We start from the raw sequence: 23,205 nt of genomic DNA, 5'->3' as shown, positions 1-23,205 counted from the left end.
GTCCGGACCGCGCCGGCTCAGAGGTCGTACCGGTCGACGACCTGTCGCAACTGCTCCTCGCGGCCGCTCATAGCGTCGTCGCGGAGCGCCGCCTCGTCCTCGCTCGGACACTCCAGATCGGGGACCGGCGTGGGGCGGCCGTCGTCGTCGAGCGCGACGAAGGTGAAGTAGGAGGTGGTCGTGCGGCGCGTCTCGTCGGTTCGGGGGTTCTCCGCGCGCACGTCGACCTTCACGTCGACGCTCGTCCGGCCGGTGTTGAACACGTACCCCTCGATGATGGCGACCTCGCCCATCTCGATGGGCGCGATGAAGTCGACGTGGTCCATCGAGGCGGTGACCACCTGCCGGTTCGAGAAGCGCATCCCGGCGATGGCGCCGCAGATGTCCATCCAGTGCAACACGGCGCCCCCGAGCGCGCGGCCGAGGTTGTTCGTGTCGTTCGGCAGCAGCATCTCCGTCATCTCGGTGTGCGAGGAGGCGAGCGTGGCCGTCTCGTCCATGCCCGTCGTGGGACGGCCGGCGACTTGAACGGTCGGCTTTGGCGGCGGCGCGGGTGGAATTCGGCGGCGGCGCGACGGCCTGCGAACTCGACGGCGCGACGGCCTGTGAGCCCTCAGCGCTCCTCGGAGGGGTCGCCGTCGCCGCTGAACTGGACCGAGTCCGACGGGCGGCCCGCCTCGTCTATCACCTCGTCGGTCACGACGATGGGACAGTCGACGCGCACCGCGAGCGCGAGCGCGTCGGAGGGGCGCGCGTCGAAGACGAACCGCTCCGGCTCGCCGTCGTCGTAGCGCTCGGCGTCGACCTTCGCGTAGAAGGTGCCGTCGCGGAGGTCGTCGACGCGGACGCGGTCGATGGCACCGCCGAACTCCGTGAGGATATCGACGAGGAGGTCGTGCGTGAGCGGTCGGTCGAACGGTTCCCCCTCCAGCGCCATGCCGATCGATCGAGCCTGGTCGCCGCTGACGAATATCGGGACGTACTCGCCGCGAGCGGACAGGATCACCGCCGGGACGTCGCCGCTCGGCGCCGACCCCGCACCGACCCCGACGACCTCGGCCTCGTGTTCCATACGCGAACGTGGTGACGGCGGCTTGAATAGCTGTCCCACGCGCGGGTCGCTCGGGTCGCGTCGCGGCCCGACAGAGCGGCGAAGCGGTGCGGCGCGCCACCTCGTTCGACGGGCGCCCTAGTTCGACGAGCGGTACCAGTACGCCCACGCGAGCGTGAACACGAGCGCGGCGGCGACGAAGAAGACGACCCCCGGCTCGACGAGCGAGACGGCGTACTCCGCGAGCGGGTCGCCCACGAGTTCGATCGCGCCGTCGGCGCCGTCGGCGGCGGTGTTCTGGTCTTGAACGCTCTCTATCCCGGGACCGTCGGCGCCGTCCGCTCCGCTCCCGTCCGCGCCGTCGGTCGTCGCCGTCCCCGCGTCGCCGCCGCCGGACGCGCCCGCGTAGCCGGCCGCCCCACCGAGCGAGCCGACCGCGAGGAGCCGCTGGGCCGCGACCGCCGCGAGGCCGATTACCCCGTAGCCGCCGAGCAGGCGCATCAGCGCGGTCTTGATCCCGGTCGACTCCTCGGAGCCGCCCGCGAACAGCACGAGCGGCTCGTCCGCGGCGGCGTACACGTCCATCTCGCGGCCCTTCTCCGAGTAGGCGGTGTCGACGACGTCGACGAGGTCGGCCTCGTCGAGCCGCGAGAGGTGGTACTGGACGTTCTGGAGCGAGGTGTCGACCTCCTCTGCGAGCTCGGACTTCGTCGCCGGGCGGTCGTGGAGCGTCGAGAGGATCGCTCTGGCGGTCTCGGAGCCGAGGGCGGCGATGAGGTCGTCGGCCTCGTCGTCGTCGACGCCGACGACCCGGGGCTCGCGCTCCTCGGGACTCGCGTCCGGCAGGGAGGGCAACAGCCGGGACATACGGTCTCGTGGGACGCGTGAGGATACAAACTTGTTGGATCGCGGGGGACGTACCGGCGGTCGGGCGGCGGCACGGAGCCGAGACCGACTCACAAACCCTAAACGCGGTGACCGAGTACGTCAGGTGATGACAGAGACGTCACGGGGGCCGGAGGAGGCGCCCCCGTCGACCGACTCGTCCCCGCGGACCGACGGCGGCGAGTTCGACGAGCCGACGCGTCGCGACCCCGACGGCGACGGGAGCGTCACGGTCGTCGGGACCGCGCACGTGTCGGAGCGCTCCGTCGACGAGGTCGAGGAGACGATAGAGCGGGAGCGACCCGACGTCGTCGCGGTCGAACTCGACGAGGGGCGCTACCGTCAGCTCAACGGCGAGACCCCCGAGGACCTCGACGCCGGCGACCTGCTCAAGGGGAACACCGTGTTCCAATTTTTGGCGTACTGGATGCTCTCGTACGTCCAGACCCAACTGGGCGAGCGGTTCGACATCGAGCCGGGCGCGGACATGAAGGCCGCCGTCGACGTCGCGGAGTCGCTCGGCATCGACGTCGCCTTGGTCGACCGCGACATCCAGACGACGATCCAGCGGTTCTGGGCGCGTATGACGATAACGGAGAAGCTCCGGCTCGTCGGCGGGCTGGCGTTCGGCGTCAGCGACCCGCGCGTCGCCGGCGTGATCGGCGGCCTCTTCGTCGGGATCCTCGCCGGCCCGGCTATCGGGCTCTTCGGCGGCGCCGTGGGGATCACGGAGGCCGTGCTGACGAGCGTCGCCGCGGGCGTCCTCGTCGCGCTCGTCGTCGGCATCGCCGTCGACCAGGTCGGGACGCTCGCGCTCTCGCCGATCAGCGGCTCTACGCCGCGGCCGGCACCGGGCTGGCGGCCGGCGTCGCCGCCGGAGTCACGGGCGCCGCCGACGGACTCGTCTCAACGTACCTCGGCGGGTTCCCCGTGACGGCCATCGGCGGGTTCGGGATCGGCATCGGACTCGGGCTGGTCGTCGGCGCGGTCCTCGCGGTCGCGGTCGGCGCGGTCGCCGGCGGCGAGGTCGACGCCGAGGCCGGCGGGATCGAGGAGTTAGACGAGGCCGACCTCACCGACACCGACGTGGTGACGATGATGATGGAGGAGTTCCGGCAGTTCTCCCCGGGCGGCGCGGAGGCGCTCATCGACGAGCGCGACGCGTTCATCGCCCACCGGCTCGTCGCGCTCCGCGAGGCCGGCCACGACGTGGTCGCGGTCGTCGGCGCCGGTCACCGTGCGGGGATCGAGGGGTACCTCGCGAACCCGGCGACGCTCCCGCCGATGGAGAGTTTGGTCGGACAGGAGTCCGGCGGGGGGCTGCCGTGGAAGAAGGCGATCGGCTACGCGATCACGGTCGGATTCGTCGGCTTCTTCCTCCTGTTAGCGCTGGGCGGGGCCGGCAACGCGTTCCTGCTCCGGCTGTTCGGCGCGTGGTTCCTGATCAACGGCGTCTTCGCGTTCGCGTTCGCGAAGGTCGCCGGCGCGCGCTGGCTCTCGGCCGGCGTCGGCGGCGCCGTCGCGTGGATGACCTCGATCAACCCGCTGCTCGCGCCCGGCTGGTTCACCGGCTACGTCGAACTCCGGAGCCTCACCGTGAACGTCGCGGACATCGGCGCGCTCAACGACCTGCTCGCCGACGAGACGCGGTCGGTGACGGAGCTTGTCTCCGCAATGCTCGACGTGCCGCTGTTCCGGCTCATCGTCGTCGTCGCGATGACGAACGTCGGCAGCATCGTCGCCAGCTTCCTCTTCGCGGCGTACGTCATCCCGGCGATGTTCGGCGCCGAGGTCGGCGGCGTCGAGGACGTCGGGCGGCTGCTGGTCGACGGCGCGGTCAACGGCGCCGACCTCGTGCGCGGCGCGGTCGGGGGGATCGCATGAGCGGCGCGACCTTCTCCGGGCGCCGGATCGGCGGCCTCTACTTCAGCGGCGCGGAGCTCCGCGACCTGCTCGTCGCGTGGCTCGCGCTCGGCGTGGCGTTCACGCTGTTCTTCGTCGGCGGGTCGGGGGGGATCGGCCGGATCCTCGCGGCGGGCGTGCTCCCGCCGCTGTTCGTCGCGCTCGCGACCGCCGGGGTCGCCTTCCTCCTCCACGAGGTCGCGCACAAGGTGGTCGCGGTCCACTACGACCAGGTCGCGGAGTTCCGCGCGGACAGCGGCATGCTGTTTATCGCCGTGATGAGTTCGCTTCTCGGGTTCATCTTCGCCGCGCCGGGCGCCGTCCACCACCGCGGGCGGCTGACGCCCCGCGAACACGGCCACATCGCGCTCGCCGGCCCCGTCGTGAACCTCGGGCTGATGGTCGTCTTCTTCCCGCTGTACGCGCTCGGCGGGATCGTCGGCAGCGAGATAGTGACGGTCCTCGGCGCGCGCGGCATCGCGATCAACGTCTTCCTCGCGGCGTTCAACCTCGTCCCGTACGGCCCCCTCGACGGGAAGACGGTGCTGAACTGGAGCAAGCCCGTCTGGGCCGGCTCTTTCGCCGTCTCCGTGCTGCTCACGGTGTGGCTCGTGTTCGTCATCGGACTCGGCTTCGGCGGCCCGTTCTGACGCGAGGGGGTCCGCTTTCCCCGTCTCTCGTCCACCCGGAGGGAACGGTGCGTTTTTGCTCCGCGGGCGTGCTCTCACACACATGTCCGAGGGCGACGAGGGCGACGACGGGGGACCGGGCGGGGCGACCGACGGCGACGAACTCACCTACGCGGACGCGGGCGTCGACATCGACGCGAGCGAGGCCGCGACCGCGGCGCTCGTCGGCGCGGTCGGCTCGGATCCCGACGCGGACGACGCCGGGAGCGACTACGCCGGCCTGCTCGACATCGGCGACCGCTACCTCGCGCTCGCGACCGACGGCGTCGGAACGAAACTGCTCGTCGCGGAGGCGCTTCGCGACTACTCGACGGTCGGGATCGACTGTATCGCGATGAACGTCAACGACCTCGTCGCGGCCGGGGTCCGCCCGGTCGCGTTCGTCGACTACCTCGCGGTCGACGAGCCGGACGAGCGGTTCGCGGAGCAGGTCGGTGCGGGGCTCTCGCGGGGGGCGGAGCTGGCCGACGTCGAACTCGTCGGCGGCGAGACAGCGGTGATGCCCGACGTGATTCGCGGGCTCGACCTGGCGGGGGCCTGCGTCGGTCTCGCGGCGAAGGACGGCGTGTTCGACGGCCGGGCGGAGCCGGGCGACGCCTTACTCGGCTGGCGCTCGTCGGGGATCCACTCGAACGGGCTCACGCTGGCGCGGGAGGCGGCGACCCGCAATCACGAGTACACCGACGCCTGTCCGTTCGAGGGGTACGAGACCGTCGGGGAGGCGCTCTTAGAGCCGACCCGAATCTACACCGACCTGCTCGACCCGATGCGCGAGCGCGGCGTGCGCGGCGCGGCCCACGTCACCGGCGGCGGCTGGACGAACCTGACGCGGCTCGGCGCGAACCGGTACGTCGTCGAGGACGCGTTCGACCCCCAGCCCGTCTTCGAGTTCGTCCAGCGCGAGGGGGGCGTCTCCGACGAGGAGATGTACCGGACGTTCAACATGGGAACCGGCTTCGTCGCGGCGCTCGACGCTGACGACGCCGAGTCGCTGGCCGACGAGACTGACGGTCGCGTGATCGGGCACGTGGAGGAGAGTGAGGGCGACGGGGGGAGCGTCGCGATCCGCGGACTGGATTTATAAGTGGGTGCCGCCGACGCCGTTCTCGATCGCTTATAAAACCGCAACTTCGGCTCGACGGCGAGTACTTCCAAAGCCTTCGCTCATTTATAAATCGTTGCTGCCGAACCGACGGTGAACACCTCCAAAGCCCCAGCCGCGAGGACTCGCGCGGCTTGCTGCGCTCCTCGCTCGCGTTGCTCGCTGCGGTGCTTACTGCGCCGTACTTCGCCCTCGCGACTGCCCCTTTGAGTCCCTCCCCGCACCGCACAGCACCTCACGCCTCCCCAGCCTCGCGGCTCCCTTCGCTTCGCTCCGGTCGCCGCGTCCAGCGAGAATCGAAGATTCTCTGGCAGCCGGCGGCTTCGCTGCCGGCGACCTCGCGCGTGCGACTCGCGCCCTGCGGGCGCTCGTCGGCACGCGCCACAGCGTTGTCCACTTATAAATCGTCGCCGTTCTGCGCGGCTTCGACGCGGTCCGCCGTCGACTCCAAGGCCTCGGCCAGCGTTCTCGCTTGCGCGGGCGAGAGGTCGAACTCGTCGGCGTGGGCGGCGAGGTCGTCGATTTCCGTTCCGTCCAGTTCGACCTCCAGCGTGACGTGGTCGGGGTCCTCCCGTGGCGCGGTGACGTTCACGACGCCGGGCGCGTCGCTCTCGAACTCGTGGCCACGGGCGCGCCCGTCGACCAGATCCAGCGTCGTGTAGGCGTTCACGCGGAGCAGGCGGTTCGGCATCGTCAGTCGTCCGCCGGGGTCGGCGGCGCGTCGTCCATCGAGTCGTCCTCGGCGTACGGGTACCAGGTGCGCTTCGTGTTGTGCATCATCGGGTCCTCGTAGTCGGTCTCCTCCGGCTCCACGAGGGCGTCGAGTTCGTCCTCGTCGTGGCGGGCGACGAACGCCCGGAACGACTCGCCCTCGTCGCGCTCGGCGGCGAACGACTCGATCAGGTTCGCGATCGCCCCCGGGACCTCGTCGACGGGCACGCGCTGGGTGACCCAGCGGGCGAACCCCGGGTCCTCCCCGAGGCCGCCGCCGAGGCCGACGTCGAGCGCCTCGACCGGGTCGCCGTCCTTTCGGGTCTTCATCCCGCGCAGACTCACGTCAGCGATCTGCGGCTGCGCGCACGAGGCCGTACACCCGGAGAGGTGGACGTGGAACTCGTCGACGCCGTCGGGGAGGTCGACGTTCGCCTTCAGCCAGCGCGCGAACCGGACCTGCCGGTTCTTCGTCTCGACGATAGACAGCGAGCAGAACTCGGTGCCGGTACACGCGACCGATCCGCGCATGAACGGCGACGGGTCGGGCGAGTAGTGGTCAAAGAGGGGTTCGTCGAGGAACTCGTCGAGGGCGTCGTCCGGCACGTCGGTGACGATGACGTTCTGTCGCTGCGAGAGCCGGACCTCGCCGGAGCCGTACTCCGCCGCGAGGTCGGCCAGTTCGAGCACGTCGTCGGCGCCCATCCGCCCGACGAGCACGTTCAGGCCGACGAAGTTCGTCCCGTCCTTCTGGTCGTGGACGCCGATCAGGTCGTTGCGCTCGCCCTCGCCGGCGTTGTAGGTGTACTCCTCGCGCACGTCGCGGCCGGCGGTCTCCAGCTCGAAGTCGACGTACTCCTCCTGCAGCGTCTCGCGGACCTCCGCCGCGCCCCACTCGTCGACAAGGAACTTCACCCGGGCGTTGTACCGGTCCTCGCGGTCGCCGTGGTCGCGGAACAGCGCGGAGAGCCCGCCGGCAACGTCGGGGACCCGCTCCGGCGGCACCCAGACGTCGATGTCGCGGGCGAACCGCGGCTCGTTGCGCGCGAGCCCGCCGCCGACGCGGACGTTGAAGCCGACCGCGTCCCCGCTCTCGTCGCCCCCGTTCTCGCCGTCCTCGCCGTCCCCGCCGACCGTCTTGTACGCCGGCTCGAACGCGAGGTCGTTGATGTCGCCCTGTCCGGAGCCGTCGGCCGAGCCGGTCACCGACACCTTCCACTTGCGCGGGAGGTTCGCGTGGTCGTCGTTCCCCTTGAACCGCTCGTTGAGGTCGTGGATGACCGGCCACGCGTCGATCACCTCCTGTCCGTCCTTGCCCGCGACCGGGTTGCCGACGATGTTCCGCCACGAGTCACCGCAGGCCTGCTGAGTCGAGAGGCCGTTCGCCTCCAGCTTCTCGAATATCGCCGGCACGTCCGACAGCTCGATCCAGTGTAGCTGGATCGACTGTCGGGTAGTGAAGTCGGCGTACGCGTCACCGAAGACCGGGTTCGTTCCGGGACCGCGGGCGTACTCGTCAGCTATCTCCCCGACGACGCGGAGCTGTCCCGGTTCGAGCACGCCGTTCGGGGTCCCGATCCGCAGCATGAAGTGCCCCTCCTGTCCGTTCCGCTGGTGGTACAGGCCCCACCATTTGAACCGCTCGAACCACGCGTCCCGCTCGTCGTCAGGGATCGAGTCGAACCCCTCCTCGGCGAACTCGAACAAGCGGTCGCGCACCTCGTTGCCGTACACCTCCGATTTCCAGTTCTCGACGTCCGTTGGCATCGATCCGGCATACAGCCGACTCCCACATAGCTGACGGCGTGGCGTCAACCTTCCCCGGTGCCCCACCGATCTGGCACGTGTTGCCGCTACCCTCACCGCCGCACCCGTCGAACGGCGGAACGGTCGAATTCGACGAACTCGCCCCCGCGTACCCGTCCAATTGGCACCCACCCGGTGATCCCGGTCGCCCCGCACGCGATGCACTGGCCGTACACCTTCGCCTCCACGGTCGGGCCGTCGACGCCGACCGACTGGAAGTTCTCGACGACCAGGTCCGCGAGCGCGCACTCGCACAGGTCCGGCGCGTCGAGCCGCCACAGTTCGCTGACACGCACTTCCCGGCTGTCGTTGACGGAGATCCACGCACCGTCGTCGAGGACGCGCAGTCGAGTGGTCACGCCCGGGTTTCGGCCGCGACGACCCAATGGGTGACGCTGCTCGCAACCGTCGACAGTACCGATGACGGCCCGACGGCGGAAAACCGGCAGACTACGCCGAGACACCGTGTGAAATTAGTCTCCGATCTACCGGACACGAAATCCGGTATCCGAGAGTAGTGGTCCGATTTACGCGCGTGCCGACGCTTATGGCTCGCGCCCGCGTACGTCGGTGTGATGACCGATCCGGTTCCCGACGCCGCCGACGATCGACCGGTCGACCCGCCCGACGTGACGCACCGACAGCACGCGTCCGCGGACGTGGCGCCCGAACTCTTCGAGGACGTCCCGGAGCGACGATGACCGAGCGAGGCGATTCCCGAGCGACCGACGACGACGAGCAGAGCGACGTCGGGAATGAAGTCGACGCGGAGGAGGAAACGGACGCTGAACCCGACGCCGAGGGGGAAACGGACGCTGAACCCGACGACGACCACCTCGACGACGTCGAGGACGGCGCGGGGTGTACGGAGATCTGGGAGCGGCTCTCCGAGCGGCGGGGGGAGTAGCGGGCGTTACGACAGCTGCGCCGCGATGTCGGCCTCGGTGATGATCCCGACCGTCTCGCCGCCGTCGGTGACCATCACGGCCTTGTAGTGGTCGAGGAGGTTCCGGACCTCGTCGACGGTCGCGGACGGCGCGACCGTCGGGAACGACTCGCTCATCACCTCGCTGACGGGGTGGTCCCCGACGTTCTCGCCCGCGTGGACGATGTCCCCCTGACTGATCGAGCCGACCGGCACGCCGTTCTGGAGGACGGGGAGCTGCGAGTACGCCTCCGCCTCCATCAGGTCGATCGCCTCGCTCACGGCGTCGTCGGGCGCGACGCTGATCACGGTCTCGTTCATCAGGTCGGTCGCGCGCACGACCTCGCCCTCCGCCTCCTGGAGGGCGTTCACGATGCGGCGCAGCGTCGAGAGCCGCGGGTCGACGTCGCCGCCCTCGATCCTCGCGATGAGGGGCTGGGAGACGTCCGCGGCGTCCGCGAGTTCGCTCTGGGTGAGCTCGAGCGCGGTCCGGCGCTCGCGGAGGTCCTGTGGCGTCGGCAGTTCCATACCGACGGATTACTTAAGGTTATTAGAAAAGCTTTCGGCACCGACCGAACTCGCCCCGGCGGCTCCGCCTATCGCGCCGCGTCCTCGTCTTCCTCGTCCGCCTCGGTCTCGAAGACGTCGATGACTTCGAGAGGGACGTCGCGGAGCGCGCCGCCGACCTCGCTTTTCGCGATCCGCTCGGCGTGCTCCTCGCTGTCGGCGTTGAAGATGTCGATCTCTAAGAGGAGCCCCACGAGCGCCGTGTTCGCCGCGAGGAACGCGGCGTCGAACGGCTCGCCGCAGGCGGGACAGCCGGTGACGCCGGGTTCGACCTCGACGTACTGCTTGTCCGTCTCGTTGAGTCGCTTGCCGGCCTCGCTGACCGCGACGCCGATGGCGTCGTCGGTCTCCTCGACGTCTCGGACCAACCAGGCGGCTTCCATCGCGACTTCGTAGTTGCTCATATTCGGCCGGAGGTGCCGCAGGGTTTCTTGTCTTGTGGTTCGCCCGCGGTCACGACCGCCCCGTCAGCGGGACCGATTCAGGGGAACCGCCCCTACAGCCGGTCGACGATGGCCGCGGTGACCTCGTCGGTCGCCGCGTCGCCGCCGAGGTCCCCGGTGCGCGGGCCGTCCGACAGGACGCCCTCCACCGCGTCGCGGACGCGCTGGCCCTCCTCAACGTGGCCGAGGTACTCCAACAGCATGGCGGCCGAGAGGACCGCCGCGGTCGGGTTGGCGACCCCCTCGCCCGCGATGTCGGGCGCGGTGCCGTGGACCGGCTCGAACAGGCCGTTGTCGTGGCCGACGTTCGCGGAGGGGAGCAGCCCCAGCCCGCCGACGAGGCCGGCGGCCAAGTCGGAGAGCACGTCGCCCGCGAGGTTCGGGCAGACGATCACGCCGTACTCCGTCGGGTCGAGCGGGAGCTTCGTCGCGAACGCGTCCATCAGTTCCTCGTCGGCGTCGACGCCGCGCTCCGCCGCAACCGAGAGGACCTCCTCGCGGAAGCGCCCGTCCGTCTCCCGCATCACGTTCGCCTTGTGCGCGACGGTGAACCCCTCGTCGGGGTCGCCCGCGGGGCCGCGGCCGTCCCGAACGAACTCGCAGGCGTACTCCGCCAGCTCCCGCGAGGCCGACGAGGTGACGACCCGCGTCAGCGTCGAGAGGTCCTCGGAGAGCCGGTCCTCGTGGCCCGCGTAGACGCCCTCGGTGTTCTCGCGGAGGAACACCACGTCCGTCTCCGGGCGGAGCGCGTCGACGCCGGGGTACGCCCTCGCAGGGCGGACGTTGACGAACGAGTCGACCGCCTCGCGCAGCGGGAGGATGACGTCGGCGGCGGTCTCGCCGGCCGCGCCGAACAGCGTCGCGTCCGCGGCCGCGACCGCGTCGTACGTCTCGGCCGGGAGCGCCTCGCCGGTCGCCTCCCGCGTCGCGTCGCCCGCTTCCGCCTCGACGAACGCGAAGTCCAGATCGAACGACTCCAGCACCTCGACGGCGGCGGGCACTACCTCGCGGCCGATCCCGTCGCCCTCGATGACGACTATCTCGTCGCTCATCCGGCTCAGTCGTCCCCCTCGACGTACGGCAGGCCGGCGACCGTCTCGTCGACCTTGCTCCGGTTCGAGTACATCAGCGCGGTCGTGTCCCAGATCCCCTCGACTAATGCCTCCCGCATCGCGTCGTCGACCTCGACGTCGATGATGGTGTCGCCGTACGTGACCGTCTCGTCGTCGACGTCGACCTCGATGTCGCCGTCCGGGTTCGCCTCGATCCACTCCTGAAGCGCCACGACGGTCTCGTGGTCCGCGGTGACGGCGGGGATGCCGAGCGATTTGCAGTTGTCGCGGAAGATCTCGGCGTACGACTCGCCCACGACCCCGTCGACCCCCCAGCGCATCATCGCCTGCGGCGCGTGCTCCCGGGAGGAGCCGCAGCCGAAGTTGGAGTTGACGACCGCGATCGACGCGCCCTCGAAGCGGTTGAGCGGGTGGTCGTTGAGCTCCCCGTCCTCGTCGCGCCGGGCGTCGTAGAAGAGGTAGTCCGCCATGTTGTCGAACGTGACCTCCTTCATGAACTGCGCCGGCAGGATCTGGTCGGTGTCGACGTCGTCGCCCGGGATGGGGACGCCGGTGCCGGAGACCTCGGTGATGTGCTGATCGCCGCCCGCGTTGGCGTCGGGGGCCATCAGTCGGCCACCTCCTCGACGCCGCCGGCGCCGCCGGTCGGCCCGTCGTCGAGGTAGTCGCGCGCGTCGACGACCTCGCCCTCGACGGCCGCGGCCGCGACCATCGCGGGGCTCATCAGCACCGTCCGCCCCTCCTTCGACCCCTGCCGGCCGACGAAGTTGCGGTTTGACGAGGAGGCACAGACCTCGCCGGCGCCCAGCTGGTCGTCGTTCATCGCGAGGCACATCGAGCAGCCGGCGCGCCGCCACTGGAAGCCGGCCTCGATGAACGTCTGGTCGATGCCGCGCGCCTCGCATTGCGCCCGGACGGTCTCCGAGCCGGGCACGGCGAGCGCGCGCACGTCCTCCTCGACGCTGTGGTTCTCTAAGATTCGCGCGGCCTCCTCGAAGTCGGAGAGCCGACCGTTCGTACAGGTGCCGAGGAACGCCACGTCGACGTCGTAGCCGAGCATCGACTGCCCCGGCTCGACCTCCATGTGGTCGAGCGCCTTCTCGGCTGCCTCGCGGTCCGTCCGCGCCTCGAAGTCGTCCGGGTTCGGCACCGGCTCGTCGACCTCGACGACCTGCCCGGGGTTGATCCCCCACGTGACGAGCGGGTCTAGCCCGTCGGCGTCGACGGTGACCACGTCGTCGTACTCGGCGTCGTCGTCGGACGCGACCGACTCCCAGTACCGCTTCCGCTCCTCGAACGCCTCGCCCTCGGGGACGTACTCGCGGCCCTTCAGGTACTCGTAGGTGGTCTCGTCGGGGTTGACGTACCCCGCGCGGGCGCCGCCCTCGATGGACATATTACACACCGCGAGCCGCCCCTCCATGTCGAGCGCCTCGATGGCGGGGCCGCCGTACTCGTACACGTGGCCCACGCCGCCGTCGACGCCGAGGTCCTTGATCACTTTCATGATCACGTCCTTCGCGTAGACGCCCTCACCGAGTTCGCCCTCGACCTCGATTCTGCGCACCTTCTGTTTGTCCGCCGCGATGCAGCCGGTCGCGAGCACGTCTCGGATCTGGCTCGTGCCGATGCCGACGCCGATGGAGCCGAAGGCGCCGTGCGTCGCCGTGTGGCTGTCGCCGCACGCGACCGTCATCCCCGGCTGCGAGAGGCCGAGTTCGGGCGCGACGACGTGGGTGATCCCCTGTTTCCCGGAGTCGAACCCGAAGAAGGTGATCCCGCTCTCGCTGGTGTTGCGTTCGAGCGCGGAGAGCATCTCCTCGGCCTGGTCGTCGGCCAGCGGTCGCTCGCGCTTGTCGGCCTCCGTGGGCGCGATGTGGTCCGTCGTCGCGAACGTCCGGTCCGGGTACGCGACGTCGAGGTCGCGCTCGCGGAGCATGCCGAACGCCTGCGGGCTGGTGACCTCGTGGACGAGGTGGAGCCCGACGAACAGCTGGTCCTGCCCGTTCGGGAGCTCCGTCACCTTGTGGCGGTCCCACACCTTGTCGTACAGCGTTCCCTCGCTCATCGGGAGTCACCCCGGACCGCCGCGCCACCGACCGCCGGCTCCGATACGCCCATCAGGCGGTCACCTCGGGGCTCTCTTCCTCCTCGTCGTCGGCCGACTCCTCCCACGCGAACAGACCGCGGAGCTCCTCACCGACGGCCTCGATCTCGTGGTTCTTCTCCGCTTCGCGGAGCTGCGTGTAGGAGGGCCGCCCCGCCTGGTTCTCCGAGATCCACTCGCGGGCGAACTGCCCGTTCTGGACCTTTTCGAGCACTTCCTCCATGTTCTCGCGGGCGTGCTCGTCGACGACCACGTCTCCCTGCGTGAGCCCGCCGTACTCCGCGGTGTCGGAGACGGAGTCCCACATGCCGCCGAGCCCGTCCTCGTACATCAGGTCGACGATGAGCTTCAGCTCGTTGAGACACTCGAAGTACGCCATCTCCGGGGAGTAGCCGGCGTCGACGAGCGTCTCGTACCCCTGTTTCACCAGCGAGGTGACGCCGCCGCAGAGGACGGCCTGCTCGCCGAACAGGTCGGTCTCGGTCTCCTCGCGGAACGACGTCTCGACGACGCCGGCGCGGGTACAGCCGATCGCGGCCGCGTACGCCAGCCCCTCGTCGTGCGCGTCGCCGGTCGCGTCCTGATACACCGCGAGCAGGCCGGGCGTCCCCTCGTCGTTCTCGTAGTTGCGGCGGACGAGGTGGCCCGGCGACTTCGGCGCGACCATCGTCACGTCGACGTCCTCGGGCGGCTGGATCTGGTTGTAGTGGATGTTGAACCCGTGCGCGAACTGGAGCGTGTCGCCCGCGTCGAGGTTCGGTTCGACCGCCGCCTCGTACACGTCCGGCTGGACGGTGTCGGGGACGAGGACGCTCACCACGTCGGCCTCGGCGGCCGCGTCCGCGGGGGTCTCCACGCGGAGCCCGTCGCTCTCGGCTGCGCTCCGGGAGGAACTGTCCTCGCGGAGGCCGACGATCACGTCGACCCCGCTCTCGGAGAGGTTCTGGGCGTGCGCGTGACCCTGCGAGCCGTAGCCGAGGACGGCCACCGTCTTGTGGGCGATGGCCTCCTCGTCGGCGTCGTCGTCGTAGTATACTGTCGAATTGAACGTCTGCGTGTCTTCTTCGGTCATATGTATCGTGTGTGGGTTCGCTGTGTGTTCGGGTGCGTCTGCGCGTCAGTCGTCGTGGGTGGTCGGTTCGCCGGCCGTTCCGGGTTTCTCTCCCGGCGCCGTCGGGGTGTCGCCGCGCGCGAGGGCGGTCGGTCCCGTCCGCGCGATCTCGACGATGCCGAACCGGTCGAAGGCGCCGATCGCGTTGTCGATGCTCGCCTTGTCGCCGGTGAGTTCGACGGTGATCGTCTCCGGGCCGGCGTCGACCGTCCGGCCGTCGTACATATCGGAGACTGCGTGGACCGCCGCCGGGTCGTCGGCCTCGACCTTCAGCAGGACGAGCTCGGAGGTGACCGCGTCGCCGGCGACCTCGCCCACCGAGATGACCGGCTTCAGCTTCGCCATCTGCTTTTCGATCTGGTCGATGCCGGGGTCCGTCTCCTCGACGACCATCGTGATCCGCGAGTGGCCGTCCACGGTCGTCGGCCCGACGGTGAGGCTCTCGATGTTGAACTGCCGCCGCGAGACGAGCCCCGAGACGCGCGCGAGCACGCCGGGTTCGTCCTCGACGAGCGCCGAGATGACGGCGCGCCGCGACTCGTGTTCGGCCTCGACGACGGGGTCGATCCGGATCCCTTCGAGGTTCCGGCGCCCCTCGGGGTGGTCGCGCTCGTCGGGACCGGGCTGCTCGCCCGGCAGGGGTCGGGAGTCGGTCTCGGGCGCGCCGGCGCCGGCGGCGGAGCCCCCGTCCGTCGCGGGGCGGGAGTCGGGCGAGTCGCCGCTCATAGCTGGTCCTCCGCGGCCGCGAACTTGCCGTTCGCGCCGCCGCTCGGCACCATCGGCAGGACGTTCTCCTCGGGGTCGACGTGGAAGTCGACCACGGCGGGACCGTCGTAGTCGAGCGCCTCCTCGACCGCGGGCGCGACTTCGTCGTAGTCGTCGACGCGGATCCCGAGGGCGCCGAACGCCTCCGCGAGCTTGTCGAACTCGGGCATCCACGTGTAGTCGGACGCCATGTGGCGTCCCTCGTAGAAGGCGTCCTGCCATTGCCGGACCATCCCGATGTACTCGTTGTTGAGCACCGCTATCGTGACGTCGAGGTCCTCGCGGACCGCGACCGACAGCTCCTGCATCGTCATCAGGAAGGAGCCGTCGCCGTCGAAACACACCACGTCGCGGTCCTCCTCGCCCATCGTGTCGGCTGCGACGCGCGCGCCGACCGCGGCCGGCACGCCGTACCCCATCGTCCCCAGCCCGTGCGAGGAGACCCACGTCCGCGGCTCCGAGTACGTCCAGAACTGCGAGGCCCACATCTGGTGTTGGCCGACGCCGGTCGTCACGATGGTGTCGTCGTCGGTCGCCTCGTCGAACGCCTCGACGACGAACTGCGGCTTCAGCGGTTCGTCGTCGGGCGTCGCGTACGTGAGCGGGTACGTCTCCGTCCACTCCTCGCACCGGTCGCGCCACGCCTCGGCGGCGGGCGCCTCGCGGACGGCGGCGGTCAACTGGTCCAAGACGCGTCCCGCGTCCCCGACGAGCGGGTAGTCGGCGTGGACGTTCTTCGATATCTCCGCGGGGTCGATGTCGACGTGGATCACCTCGGCCTCGGGCGCGAACGTGTCGATCCCGCCGGTCAGCCGGTCGTCGAACCGGGTGCCGACCGCGATCAGGCAGTCGGTGTGGGTGATTGCGAGGTTCGCGTAGCCGGTGCCGTGCATCCCCGCCCACGAGAGACAGAGGTCGTCGTCCTCGGGGAACGAGCCGATGCCCGGCATCGTCGTCGTCACCGGAATCCCGTAGCTCCGGGCGAAGGTCCGCGCCTCGGCGCTCGCGTCGCCCTTGATGACGCCGCCGCCGAACAGGCAGACCGGTCGCTCGGCCGACTCGATGGCGCGCGCCGCCTCCTCGACCGCGTCCGGGTCGGCGTTCGGGTCGGGGTCGGTCCCCGCGGGCGGCGTCGCCGGCCCGGGCGTCCGGTCCGTCTCGTCCTGCGTCACGTCCTTCGGGAGGTCGACGAGCGTCGGCCCGGGGCGCCCGGCCCGCGACAGTTCGAACGCCTCGCCGACGGTGTCCCCGACGGTGTCGGCGCCGCCCGCGAAGTAGTTGTGCTTCGTGATGGGGCGGGTGACGCCGACCGTGTCGGTCTCCTGAAACGCGTCGTTGCCGACGAACTCCGTGGGGACCTGCCCGGTCAGCGCTAACATCGCGTCCGAGTCCATGTCGGCGTCCGCGATGCCGGTGACGAGGTTCGTCGCGCCCGGGCCGGAGGTGGCCATACAGAGCCCCGGCTCGCCCGCGACGACGCCGTACGCGTCCGCGGCGTGGGCGGCGCCCTGCTCGTGGGCCATCGTTACATGTCGGATCGACGAGTCGTACAACGCGTCGTAGACGGGCATGATCGCGCCGCCCTGAACGCCGAAGGCGGTCTTCGCGCCCGCGGCCTCGAGGGCGGCGACGACCGACTCGGCGCCGGTCGAGACGGGCCCCGCGGCGGGGGCGTCGTCGGCGTCGGGCGTCCCGTCGTCGGCCCCCGCCGGCTCCGCGGAGCCGTCCGGGTCGTCCTCTCGTGTGTGTGCTGCTGTGTCGCTCATTGTCGTGGTGGTGTTCGGTGTGGGGTCTGGCGGCTGGTGTCGGTCGCTGCGAACGCGGGACGGGCGGGGTCGAGGCTCGCGCCTCCGAAACTGAACTCCGCGCGTCGGAAACGGCCCGCTCGCCCGCGTTCGGCGGTACGTCGGGTCGGTGAGGAAGGGATAGTGTAGGGGCTTATACCCCTACAATGATCGGCGCGACGGCTGCGGGAACGCCCGTTCGCTCCGCGACCGCGGTGTGCCGTCGCATCTCGCCCGAAGCAACGCGGCCGGGGTATAAATTCCTGTCGGGAGTCCGGAACGGGTCCGCGGCCGGACCCCTCCCGCGACCGCGACGGCGGTCGCTCGGGGCGCGCTCCGGTCGAGGACCGGGTCATCAGACCCGGACCTCCTCCTCCCGCGTGACGTCCGCCTCCTCGGCGAACCGCTCGACGTCGCCAGCGGTCACCTGCCGCTTGCCGGAGCCGTACTCCTTGACCCGCTTCGTAATCGACCGGACCTCGCTGTCCGTCGGGTCGAAGCCGGCCTCCACCAGGTGCTTGCGCACGCTGTGGGTGCCCGTGTGTTTGCCCAGCACGAACTCGCGCTCGGCGCCCACCATCTCCGGGGTCATCACGCCGGTCTCGAACGTGTCGCTGTTCTCGATGACGCCGGCGGCGTGGATGCCCGACTCGTGGGCGAACGCGTTCCGCCCGGTGACGGGCTTGTTCGCCGGCACCGGGATGTCCGAGGCCTCCTCGACGATCCGGGCCAGCTTGGTGATCTGGGTCGTGTCGATACCGGTGTCGACGCCGTACACCGACTCGACGGCCATGACGACCTCCTCGTAGGCGGCGTTGCCGGCGCGCTCGCCGATCCCGTTGACCGACACCTGCGCCTGCTCCGCGCCGTTCTCGAAGCCGGTGACCGCGTTGGCCGCGGCCATGCCGAAGTCGTCGTGGGTGTGGACGTCGACGCGGGCGTCGGTCGCCTCGACGACGGCGTTCACCGTCTGTCCGAAGCTGGTCGGCATCCCGACGCCGCAGGTGTCCGGGATGTTGATCCAGTCGGTGCCCGCTTCGGAGACGGCCTCGACGATGTCCACCAGGTAGTCCGGGTCCGTCCGGGTGGCGTCCATCGGGGAGAACATACACTCGACGCCGGCGTCTTTCACCTGCTCGACGGCGTCGACCGCGCGTTCCTTCGCCTCCTCGCGGGTCGCGTGCATCGAGTCCTCCAGCTGAACGTCGCTGGTGGAGACGAACACGTGGACCATCTCGACGCCGGAGTCGATGGCGGCGTCGATGTCGCCCTCGACGACCCGCGCCAGCCCGCAGACGGTGGTGTCCGTCGCGGCGGCGATGTCGCTGACGGCCTCGAACTCCGCGTCCGAGTTGACCGGGAACCCCGCCTCGATGACGTGGGTGTTCATGTCGTCCAGCGTCGCCGCTATGCGGCGTTTCTCCTCGTAGCTGAACGACGTGCGTGGTGACTGTTCTCCGTCTCGCAGGGTCGTGTCGAAGATCCGTACAGGACCGATTTCGACGTTAGAAGCTATCGTGCCCTGGAAGAACTCGATCCGCCGGGGTGTCCGACGAAGCCTCCGTGATGTCTGTCATCGATCCAGGACAAGACGGTCGGGTACTTAACGGTTTGGACGATCGCAAAATCGGAACTAACCGCTAGTCGCCTCCCAGCAGAGACCTAAACGAAAACCGCACGACTGCGTCGGTGTCAATACACCTTAAGGAAGTTATACGCACACCGATGATCCGACGTGTATTCCGATTCGGAAGCGGGTTAATAAGCCGGATCGACGTTCGTTTCGTTCGGAGTCGGGCCGGCGCGCGGGTCGTGACAGCTATCCGCACGGGCGAGGCGGGACGCCGCTACCGGCCCAGCGCGCCGGTCACCTCCCGCCGGAGCGCGACCAAGTCGGCGTCCGCCCGCTCGCGGGGGCGCTCGATGTCCACGTCGACGACCGACTCCACCGTGCCGGGCTGGCCGCCGAGGACGACGACCCGGTCCGCGAGGTAGACGGCCTCCTCGACGTCGTGGGTGACGAGGACGACCGTCGTCCCGCGCTCCTCCCACACGTCGAGCAGGTGGTCCTGCTGGTCGGCCTTCGTCAGCCGGTCGAGCGCCGAGAACGCCTCGTCGAGCCAGCCCTTCTCGCGCAACACGAGGCTGACCGGGTTGTAGTACGCGTAGTCGACGGTCACCGTTCCCGATCCGCCGCCCCCCGCGCAGCCGGCGAGCGGCGAGCCGCCGATCGCCGCACCGGTACCGCGCAGGAATTGTCGTCGTTCCATCGTGGTTCCCCCTACCGGCGCCGCTCATAAGCAAATATGGCTACTGAGAATATTTAATTCCGATTGTGATGTTTGATAGTTATTTATTTTCGACAGTAAGCGTCGTTCACACGGGCTTCGATCGGCCCCTCACGACGGTTAACGCCCGGTCGTGCGCTCACGAGTCGCGTTCCCTCGCCGCCGAAGCGGTTCGGCTCCCGTTCCGGGTAGCGGACGATGTTGCTGGTTGATCGCCGGCGGGGCGCCGACGGCGCGGCTACATCCCCATGTCGGCGGCGGCGTCCGGCACCGGGAGGTCGGGGACCGCGACGCCGAGCAGCTCAGCGGCGTGGTCGAGCGCCATGTCGAACCCGTAGTACCGCTCTAGCTCGTCTCCGTCGGGACCGGCTCGGACCTTCAGCATGGCGTACCCCTCGGCGTTCTGTGCGACCGTCGCCTCGCGGCCGTCTCGGGAGAAGGTGAGCAGGCGCTCGCCGTCGGTCTCCTCGTACCGTGCCTCGATGCCGTTCCCCGACTCGGCTTCCGTGTCGGTCATACGGGACACACGGGCCGGTCCCTGTCGAACCTGTCGGTCGCCGCGGGGGGCCCGGTGGTGAACTCGCCGCGCGGCCCGCGGCGTCCGCGATGGCAAGGTTAAGGGACGCCACGCACCAATCGACAGTAATGAGTACCGAGGTGACCCGTCGGCGGGCGTGGGTGATCGCCGCCCGGCCTCAGACGCTCCCCGCGGCGGCCGCGCCGGTGATCGTCGGCGTCGGACTGGCGCTCGCAGACGGGGTGTTCGCTCCGCTGCCCGCGCTGGCGGCGCTCGTCGGCGCGGCGCTGATCCAGGTCGGCACGAACTTCGCGAACGACTACTACGACGCGATCCAGGGCGCCGACACCGACGACCGCGAGGGGTTCACCCGGGTCGTCGCCAGCGGCCTCATCGAGCCGGCCGAGGTGAAGCGGGCGATGTGGCTCACCTTCGCGGCCGCGATCGGGGTCGGCACCTACCTCGTCGCCGTCGGCGGCGTCCCCATCCTCGTGATCGGGCTCGCCTCCGTCGCGGCCGGGATCGCCTACACCGGCGGCCCGTACCCGCTCGGCTACCACGGGCTGGGAGACCTCTTCGTGTTCGTCTTCTTCGGGGTGATCGCGGTGACCGGGACCTACTACGTCCAAGCGGCCGCGCTTCTCTCCGGGTGGTTCCCGGTCGGGGTCCCCGACGGCACCGTCGCGCTCGCCGCGGTCGTCGCGAGCCTCCCGATCGCCGCGCTCTCGACGAACATCCTCGTCGTCAACAACCTCCGCGACCGCGAGGAGGACGCCTCGACGGGCAAGCGAACGCTGGCCGTCCGCTTCGGCTACCGGTTCGCCCGCGCCGAGTACCTCGCGATGCTCGCTGTCGCGTACCTCGCCCCGCTCTGGTTCGTCGCGCGCGGCGACGACCTCGCGACGCTGCTCCCGCTCGTTACCCTCCCGCTGGCGGCGACCGTCGCCCGGACGGTGGTGACCGAGACGTCCGGCGAGGCGCTCAACCCCGCGCTCGAATCGACCGGCAAACTGCTCGCGGCGTACGCCGTCGCGTTCGCGGTCGGACTGGCGGCGTGACCGACCGCCGACCCACCGACGGGAACCCGACTCTCGCGGTGCGACACCGCCCGTTCGCACTCGACCTGACCCGCCCGCTCGGCACCGCCCGGGGGGAGATACGCAGCCGAGAGGGGTTCGTGGTGACGGCCGGCGGCGAGGGCGACGAGTCGGCCGCGGTCGGCGTCGGTGAGGCCACGCCGCTCCCGGGGTGGACGGAGTCGTACGAGGCGTGCGCGGCGGCGCTGGACGGACTGTCGGAGGGGACCGGCGACGGGCCGGTGGGCGACGCCCTCGACGACGGGGCGACCCCGGCGGCCAGACACGGCGTCTCCCTCGCGCTCGCTGACGCCGCGGCCCGGCGGTCGGGAGAGCGGCTCGCGGACCGGCTCGCGGCCGGGGCCGGGGTCGACGCGTCGGTCGCGGACGCCGTCCCGGTCAACGCGACCGTCGGAGACGGCGAGCCGACCGAAACCGCCGACGAGGCGGCGCGAGCGGTCGACGAGGGGTTCGACTGCCTCAAGCTGAAGGTCGGCGCCCGCGACGTCGGCGCCGACGTCGAGCGCGTCCGCGCGGTCCGCGAGGCCGTAGGAGGCGCGGTCTCGCTCCGGCTCGACGCGAACGGGGCGTGGGACCGGGAGGCGGCGCGGCGCGCGCTCGACGCGCTGGCCGCGTTCGACCTCGCGTACGTCGAGCAGCCGCTCCCGGCGGACGACCTCGACGGGCTGGCGGCGCTCCGGGGAGCCGAGCGCGGCTCCGGGGTTCCGGTCGCGGTCGACGAGTCGGTCGCGGCCCGGGGGATCGGCGCCGTCTTGGACGCGGACGCCGCCGACGCGGTCGTCCTCAAGCCGATGGCGCTCGGCGGTCCCGACCGCGCGCTGGCGGCCGCGCTCCGGGCGCGGTCGGCCGGCGTCGACCCGGTCGTCACCACCACCGTCGACGCGGTCGTCGCGCGCGCCGCCGCCGTCCACGTCGCGGCCGCGGTCCCCGAGGTGTCGCCCTGCGGGCTCGCGACCGGGTCGCTGCTCGACGAGGACTTAGCGCCCGATCCGTGTCCGGTCGCGGCGGGCCGGGCGACGGTCCCGTCCGGTCCGGGGCTCGCGGGCGGGGCGTTCGACGAACTGCGCCGTTCGTAGGCGGTCACCGCTCTGGGGCGGGCGACCGGCCGGCGGAGATGGGTGAGCGACCGGTCGGAGAGGGGGATCGACCGGGGTCAGCCGTCGCCGGGCGAAACGACCTTCACGCTGCCGCGCATGCCGCGGGTCTGGTGGGGCGTACAGACGTACTCGTGGGTCCCCGGCGTCTCGAACGCGCGCTCGTAGGTGTGGCCCTCCTCGGCCACGAGTTCGGACTCGAACGAGCCGTCGACCGCGTACACGTTGTGGCCGCCGCCCTTCCCGGTCCACTCCCAGACGACGGTCGTTCCGGGGTCGACCCGGACGTGCGCCGGCGCGTACGCGAACCCGTCGTCCGCGCCGACGTCGACCGCGACCGTCTCCTCGCCGGTCCGGTCGACCCGCTCGTCGCCCGACCCGCCGGCGTCGTCGCCTCCCGCGCCGGGGAGGACGGCGTCGGCACAGCCCGCGAGGGCGGTCGCGCCCGCGGTCCCCGCGGCGGCGAGGAGCGCGCGACGGCTGCTGTCTCTCATACCTCGGTTGAGGGACTCCGGCGTATAAACTCCTCCGCGTCGTCGCCCGCGACGGGAACCGGTTCGCGGCCGACGGCTCGCCGCGGGGGAACGGACTTTTCACCGCGACCGTCGAACGGAGGCGTATGAGCGAGTGGACCGACGCCATCGTCGGCGAGCGGATGACCGTCGACAACCAGTTCAACGAGCGCGTCGCCTCGTCGCGCTTCTCCAGCCAGGAGTGGGGACTGATCATGACGGCGACCGAACTGGAGATCGAAAACGCCGACGACCCGGAGGCCGCCCGCGTCGTGGCGGACACGTCGAGCCTCCCCGCGATCATGCCCGAACTGGAGAACCTCCGGTCGCAGATGGCGGGGATGGGCGGCGCTCCCGGTGGCGACGCCGGGGGGTCAGGCGGCGGCCTCGTCGACTCGATCAAGGGCGCGCTCGGTCTCGGCGGAGGCGGCGGCGGGACCTCGGACGAGGAACTGGAGGCCGCGGAACGGCTCGTACAGGAGTATGCCGACGAGCTACAGGCCCACCTAGAGGAGGTCGGCAAGTGGGAGCAGGTCCGCGTCGCCTATCAGGAGTAGCCGCCGTCGGGTCCCGCCGACCCGGTGCGTCCGTTCGGCTCCCGTTACTCTAGGTCGCTACCGCGGAACAGGGTCAGCTCCTCCGCCTCGTAGATGTTGATGAGTTCGCTGACTATCTCGTCGTACTCCTCGTCGTCGACACGGAGCGCGTCGAGTCGCTCGACCGTCTCCTCGTCGAGGTGGATCTGGGGCATACGCGGCGGTTCGTCGGCCGGGAAA

The 23,205-nt window shown here is 70.5% G+C and carries 25 protein-coding genes and 3 pseudogenes; 8 read left to right on the top strand and 20 right to left on the bottom strand.

The genetic code is table 11. From position 1 onward, the window contains the following. Nucleotides 1-17: 17 nt before the first annotated feature. The 3 genes from KI388_RS03765 to KI388_RS03755 form a co-directional block, all read right to left on the bottom strand. Entirely contained in the window at nucleotides 18-500 is a 483-nt protein-coding gene (locus KI388_RS03765) for an acyl-CoA thioesterase (RefSeq protein WP_215088045.1), read from the bottom strand. Between the two features lie 113 nt (nucleotides 501-613). Beyond that, nucleotides 614-1,072 carry a bifunctional nuclease family protein gene (locus KI388_RS03760; RefSeq protein ID WP_215088044.1) on the bottom strand — a complete coding sequence of 153 codons (459 nt, stop codon included), beginning with the start codon at nucleotides 1,070-1,072 and terminating at the stop codon, nucleotides 614-616. A gap of 117 nt (nucleotides 1,073-1,189) precedes the next feature. Further along, nucleotides 1,190-1,918, bottom strand: a complete 729-nt coding sequence (locus KI388_RS03755; RefSeq protein ID WP_215088043.1) for a winged helix-turn-helix domain-containing protein — start codon at nucleotides 1,916-1,918, stop codon at nucleotides 1,190-1,192. Between the two features lie 127 nt (nucleotides 1,919-2,045). Between KI388_RS03755 and KI388_RS03750 the strand changes: the two are divergent. From KI388_RS03750 to purM, 3 genes and pseudogenes are all read left to right on the top strand, one after another. Then, nucleotides 2,046-3,820: pseudogene (locus tag KI388_RS03750) on the top strand (TraB/GumN family protein). Next, entirely contained in the window at nucleotides 3,817-4,488 is a 672-nt protein-coding gene (locus tag KI388_RS03745; protein ID WP_215088042.1) for a metalloprotease, read from the top strand. The pseudogene KI388_RS03750 and the gene KI388_RS03745 overlap by 4 nt, the downstream one beginning before the upstream one ends. An 82-nt stretch (nucleotides 4,489-4,570) precedes the next feature. Then, nucleotides 4,571-5,611 (top strand): phosphoribosylformylglycinamidine cyclo-ligase, encoded by a 1,041-nt coding sequence (gene purM / locus KI388_RS03740; RefSeq protein WP_215088041.1) that lies wholly within the window; start codon nucleotides 4,571-4,573, stop codon nucleotides 5,609-5,611. A 415-nt stretch (nucleotides 5,612-6,026) separates the two neighbouring features. Here purM and KI388_RS03735 read toward each other — a convergent pair whose 3' ends face one another. The 3 genes from KI388_RS03735 to KI388_RS03725 all read right to left on the bottom strand — a co-directional run bounded on the left by KI388_RS03735 (nucleotide 6,027) and on the right by KI388_RS03725 (nucleotide 8,505). After that, nucleotides 6,027-6,320, bottom strand: coding sequence for a DUF6360 family protein (locus KI388_RS03735; protein WP_215088040.1), 294 nt, complete (start codon nucleotides 6,318-6,320; stop codon nucleotides 6,027-6,029). A gap of 2 nt (nucleotides 6,321-6,322) precedes the next feature. Beyond that, a complete protein-coding gene (locus tag KI388_RS03730; protein WP_215088039.1) occupies nucleotides 6,323-8,107 on the bottom strand; it encodes a ferredoxin--nitrite reductase in 1,785 nt (594 codons plus the stop codon). Between the two features lie 92 nt (nucleotides 8,108-8,199). Further along, complete coding sequence (locus tag KI388_RS03725; RefSeq protein ID WP_215088038.1) at nucleotides 8,200-8,505, bottom strand: hypothetical protein; 306 nt, start codon at nucleotides 8,503-8,505, stop codon at nucleotides 8,200-8,202. Nucleotides 8,506-8,721: 216 nt separating this feature from the next. On the opposite strand from KI388_RS03725, the gene KI388_RS15485 reads away from it, so the two are divergent. Together KI388_RS15485 and KI388_RS03720 are read left to right on the top strand one after the other, a co-directional pair. Further along, on the top strand, nucleotides 8,722-8,847 hold the full coding sequence (locus tag KI388_RS15485; protein ID WP_256441514.1) for a hypothetical protein: 126 nt from the start codon (nucleotides 8,722-8,724) through the stop codon (nucleotides 8,845-8,847). Further along, complete coding sequence (locus KI388_RS03720; RefSeq protein WP_215088037.1) at nucleotides 8,844-9,053, top strand: hypothetical protein; 210 nt, start codon at nucleotides 8,844-8,846, stop codon at nucleotides 9,051-9,053. Before KI388_RS15485 ends, KI388_RS03720 begins: the two co-directional genes overlap by 4 nt. Before the next feature lie 6 nt (nucleotides 9,054-9,059). Here KI388_RS03720 and KI388_RS03715 read toward each other — a convergent pair whose 3' ends face one another. The 12 genes and pseudogenes from KI388_RS03715 to KI388_RS03660 all read right to left on the bottom strand — a co-directional run bounded on the left by KI388_RS03715 (nucleotide 9,060) and on the right by KI388_RS03660 (nucleotide 19,726). Continuing rightward, nucleotides 9,060-9,599 carry a CBS domain-containing protein gene (locus KI388_RS03715; RefSeq protein WP_215088036.1) on the bottom strand — a complete coding sequence of 180 codons (540 nt, stop codon included), beginning with the start codon at nucleotides 9,597-9,599 and terminating at the stop codon, nucleotides 9,060-9,062. A 68-nt stretch (nucleotides 9,600-9,667) separates the two neighbouring features. Further along, complete coding sequence (locus KI388_RS03710; protein WP_215088035.1) at nucleotides 9,668-10,042, bottom strand: DUF555 domain-containing protein; 375 nt, start codon at nucleotides 10,040-10,042, stop codon at nucleotides 9,668-9,670. 92 nt (nucleotides 10,043-10,134) lie between these two features. Then, complete coding sequence (locus KI388_RS03705; protein ID WP_215088034.1) at nucleotides 10,135-11,133, bottom strand: isocitrate/isopropylmalate family dehydrogenase; 999 nt, start codon at nucleotides 11,131-11,133, stop codon at nucleotides 10,135-10,137. 5 nt (nucleotides 11,134-11,138) lie between these two features. After that, nucleotides 11,139-11,762: a 3-isopropylmalate dehydratase small subunit gene (gene leuD, locus KI388_RS03700; RefSeq protein WP_215088033.1), complete on the bottom strand. Its 624-nt coding sequence runs from the start codon at nucleotides 11,760-11,762 to the stop codon at nucleotides 11,139-11,141. Then, a complete protein-coding gene (leuC, locus tag KI388_RS03695; RefSeq protein ID WP_215088032.1) occupies nucleotides 11,762-13,222 on the bottom strand; it encodes a 3-isopropylmalate dehydratase large subunit in 1,461 nt (486 codons plus the stop codon). Before leuC ends, leuD begins: the two co-directional genes overlap by 1 nt. Before the next feature lie 52 nt (nucleotides 13,223-13,274). Then, the gene (gene ilvC / locus KI388_RS03690; protein ID WP_215088031.1) at nucleotides 13,275-14,333 is read right to left on the bottom strand and encodes a ketol-acid reductoisomerase; all 1,059 of its coding nucleotides are present in this window, start codon (nucleotides 14,331-14,333) and stop codon (nucleotides 13,275-13,277) included. A 45-nt stretch (nucleotides 14,334-14,378) separates the two neighbouring features. After that, nucleotides 14,379-15,098: an acetolactate synthase small subunit gene (gene ilvN / locus KI388_RS03685; protein WP_215088030.1), complete on the bottom strand. Its 720-nt coding sequence runs from the start codon at nucleotides 15,096-15,098 to the stop codon at nucleotides 14,379-14,381. Continuing rightward, nucleotides 15,095-16,903: a biosynthetic-type acetolactate synthase large subunit gene (ilvB, locus tag KI388_RS03680; RefSeq protein WP_215088029.1), complete on the bottom strand. Its 1,809-nt coding sequence runs from the start codon at nucleotides 16,901-16,903 to the stop codon at nucleotides 15,095-15,097. The genes ilvN and ilvB overlap by 4 nt, the downstream gene beginning before the upstream one ends. A 373-nt stretch (nucleotides 16,904-17,276) precedes the next feature. Then, nucleotides 17,277-18,437 (bottom strand): 2-isopropylmalate synthase, encoded by a 1,161-nt coding sequence (locus tag KI388_RS03675; protein ID WP_215088729.1) that lies wholly within the window; start codon nucleotides 18,435-18,437, stop codon nucleotides 17,277-17,279. Between the two features lie 331 nt (nucleotides 18,438-18,768). Next, nucleotides 18,769-19,041: pseudogene (locus KI388_RS15550) on the bottom strand (ABC transporter ATP-binding protein); the annotation flags it as partial. Continuing rightward, nucleotides 19,027-19,191, bottom strand: a pseudogene (locus KI388_RS15545) (aliphatic sulfonates ABC transporter substrate-binding protein); the annotation flags it as partial. The pseudogenes KI388_RS15545 and KI388_RS15550, both read right to left, overlap by 15 nt. A 256-nt stretch (nucleotides 19,192-19,447) precedes the next feature. After that, nucleotides 19,448-19,726, bottom strand: a complete 279-nt coding sequence (locus KI388_RS03660) for a hypothetical protein (protein ID WP_215088028.1) — start codon at nucleotides 19,724-19,726, stop codon at nucleotides 19,448-19,450. A 128-nt stretch (nucleotides 19,727-19,854) separates the two neighbouring features. Here KI388_RS03660 and KI388_RS03655 point away from each other — a divergent pair, with 128 nt between their 5' ends. Continuing rightward, nucleotides 19,855-20,784 carry a 1,4-dihydroxy-2-naphthoate polyprenyltransferase gene (locus KI388_RS03655; RefSeq protein ID WP_215088027.1) on the top strand — a complete coding sequence of 310 codons (930 nt, stop codon included), beginning with the start codon at nucleotides 19,855-19,857 and terminating at the stop codon, nucleotides 20,782-20,784. After that, entirely contained in the window at nucleotides 20,781-21,899 is a 1,119-nt protein-coding gene (locus KI388_RS03650; protein WP_215088026.1) for an enolase C-terminal domain-like protein, read from the top strand. Before KI388_RS03655 ends, KI388_RS03650 begins: the two co-directional genes overlap by 4 nt. 77 nt (nucleotides 21,900-21,976) lie before the next feature. Here KI388_RS03650 and KI388_RS03645 read toward each other — a convergent pair whose 3' ends face one another. Continuing rightward, a complete protein-coding gene (locus tag KI388_RS03645; RefSeq protein WP_215088025.1) occupies nucleotides 21,977-22,411 on the bottom strand; it encodes a halocyanin domain-containing protein in 435 nt (144 codons plus the stop codon). A 125-nt stretch (nucleotides 22,412-22,536) separates the two neighbouring features. Here KI388_RS03645 and KI388_RS03640 point away from each other — a divergent pair, with 125 nt between their 5' ends. Then, a complete protein-coding gene (locus KI388_RS03640) occupies nucleotides 22,537-22,986 on the top strand; it encodes a DUF5799 family protein (protein ID WP_215088024.1) in 450 nt (149 codons plus the stop codon). 44 nt (nucleotides 22,987-23,030) lie between these two features. Here the strand turns inward: KI388_RS03640 and KI388_RS03635 are convergent, their stop codons facing one another. Then, nucleotides 23,031-23,180, bottom strand: a complete 150-nt coding sequence (locus KI388_RS03635; RefSeq protein ID WP_215088023.1) for a hypothetical protein — start codon at nucleotides 23,178-23,180, stop codon at nucleotides 23,031-23,033. Nucleotides 23,181-23,205 lie beyond the last annotated feature (25 nt).

Origin of the sequence: Halorubrum sp. 2020YC2 (genome assembly GCF_018623055.1) — an archaeon.
In the GTDB taxonomy this organism is placed as follows: Archaea; Halobacteriota; Halobacteria; order Halobacteriales; family Haloferacaceae; genus Halorubrum.
Note: the sequence above shows the minus strand (reverse complement) of the source record. Positions and strands in the feature narration are given on the sequence as shown.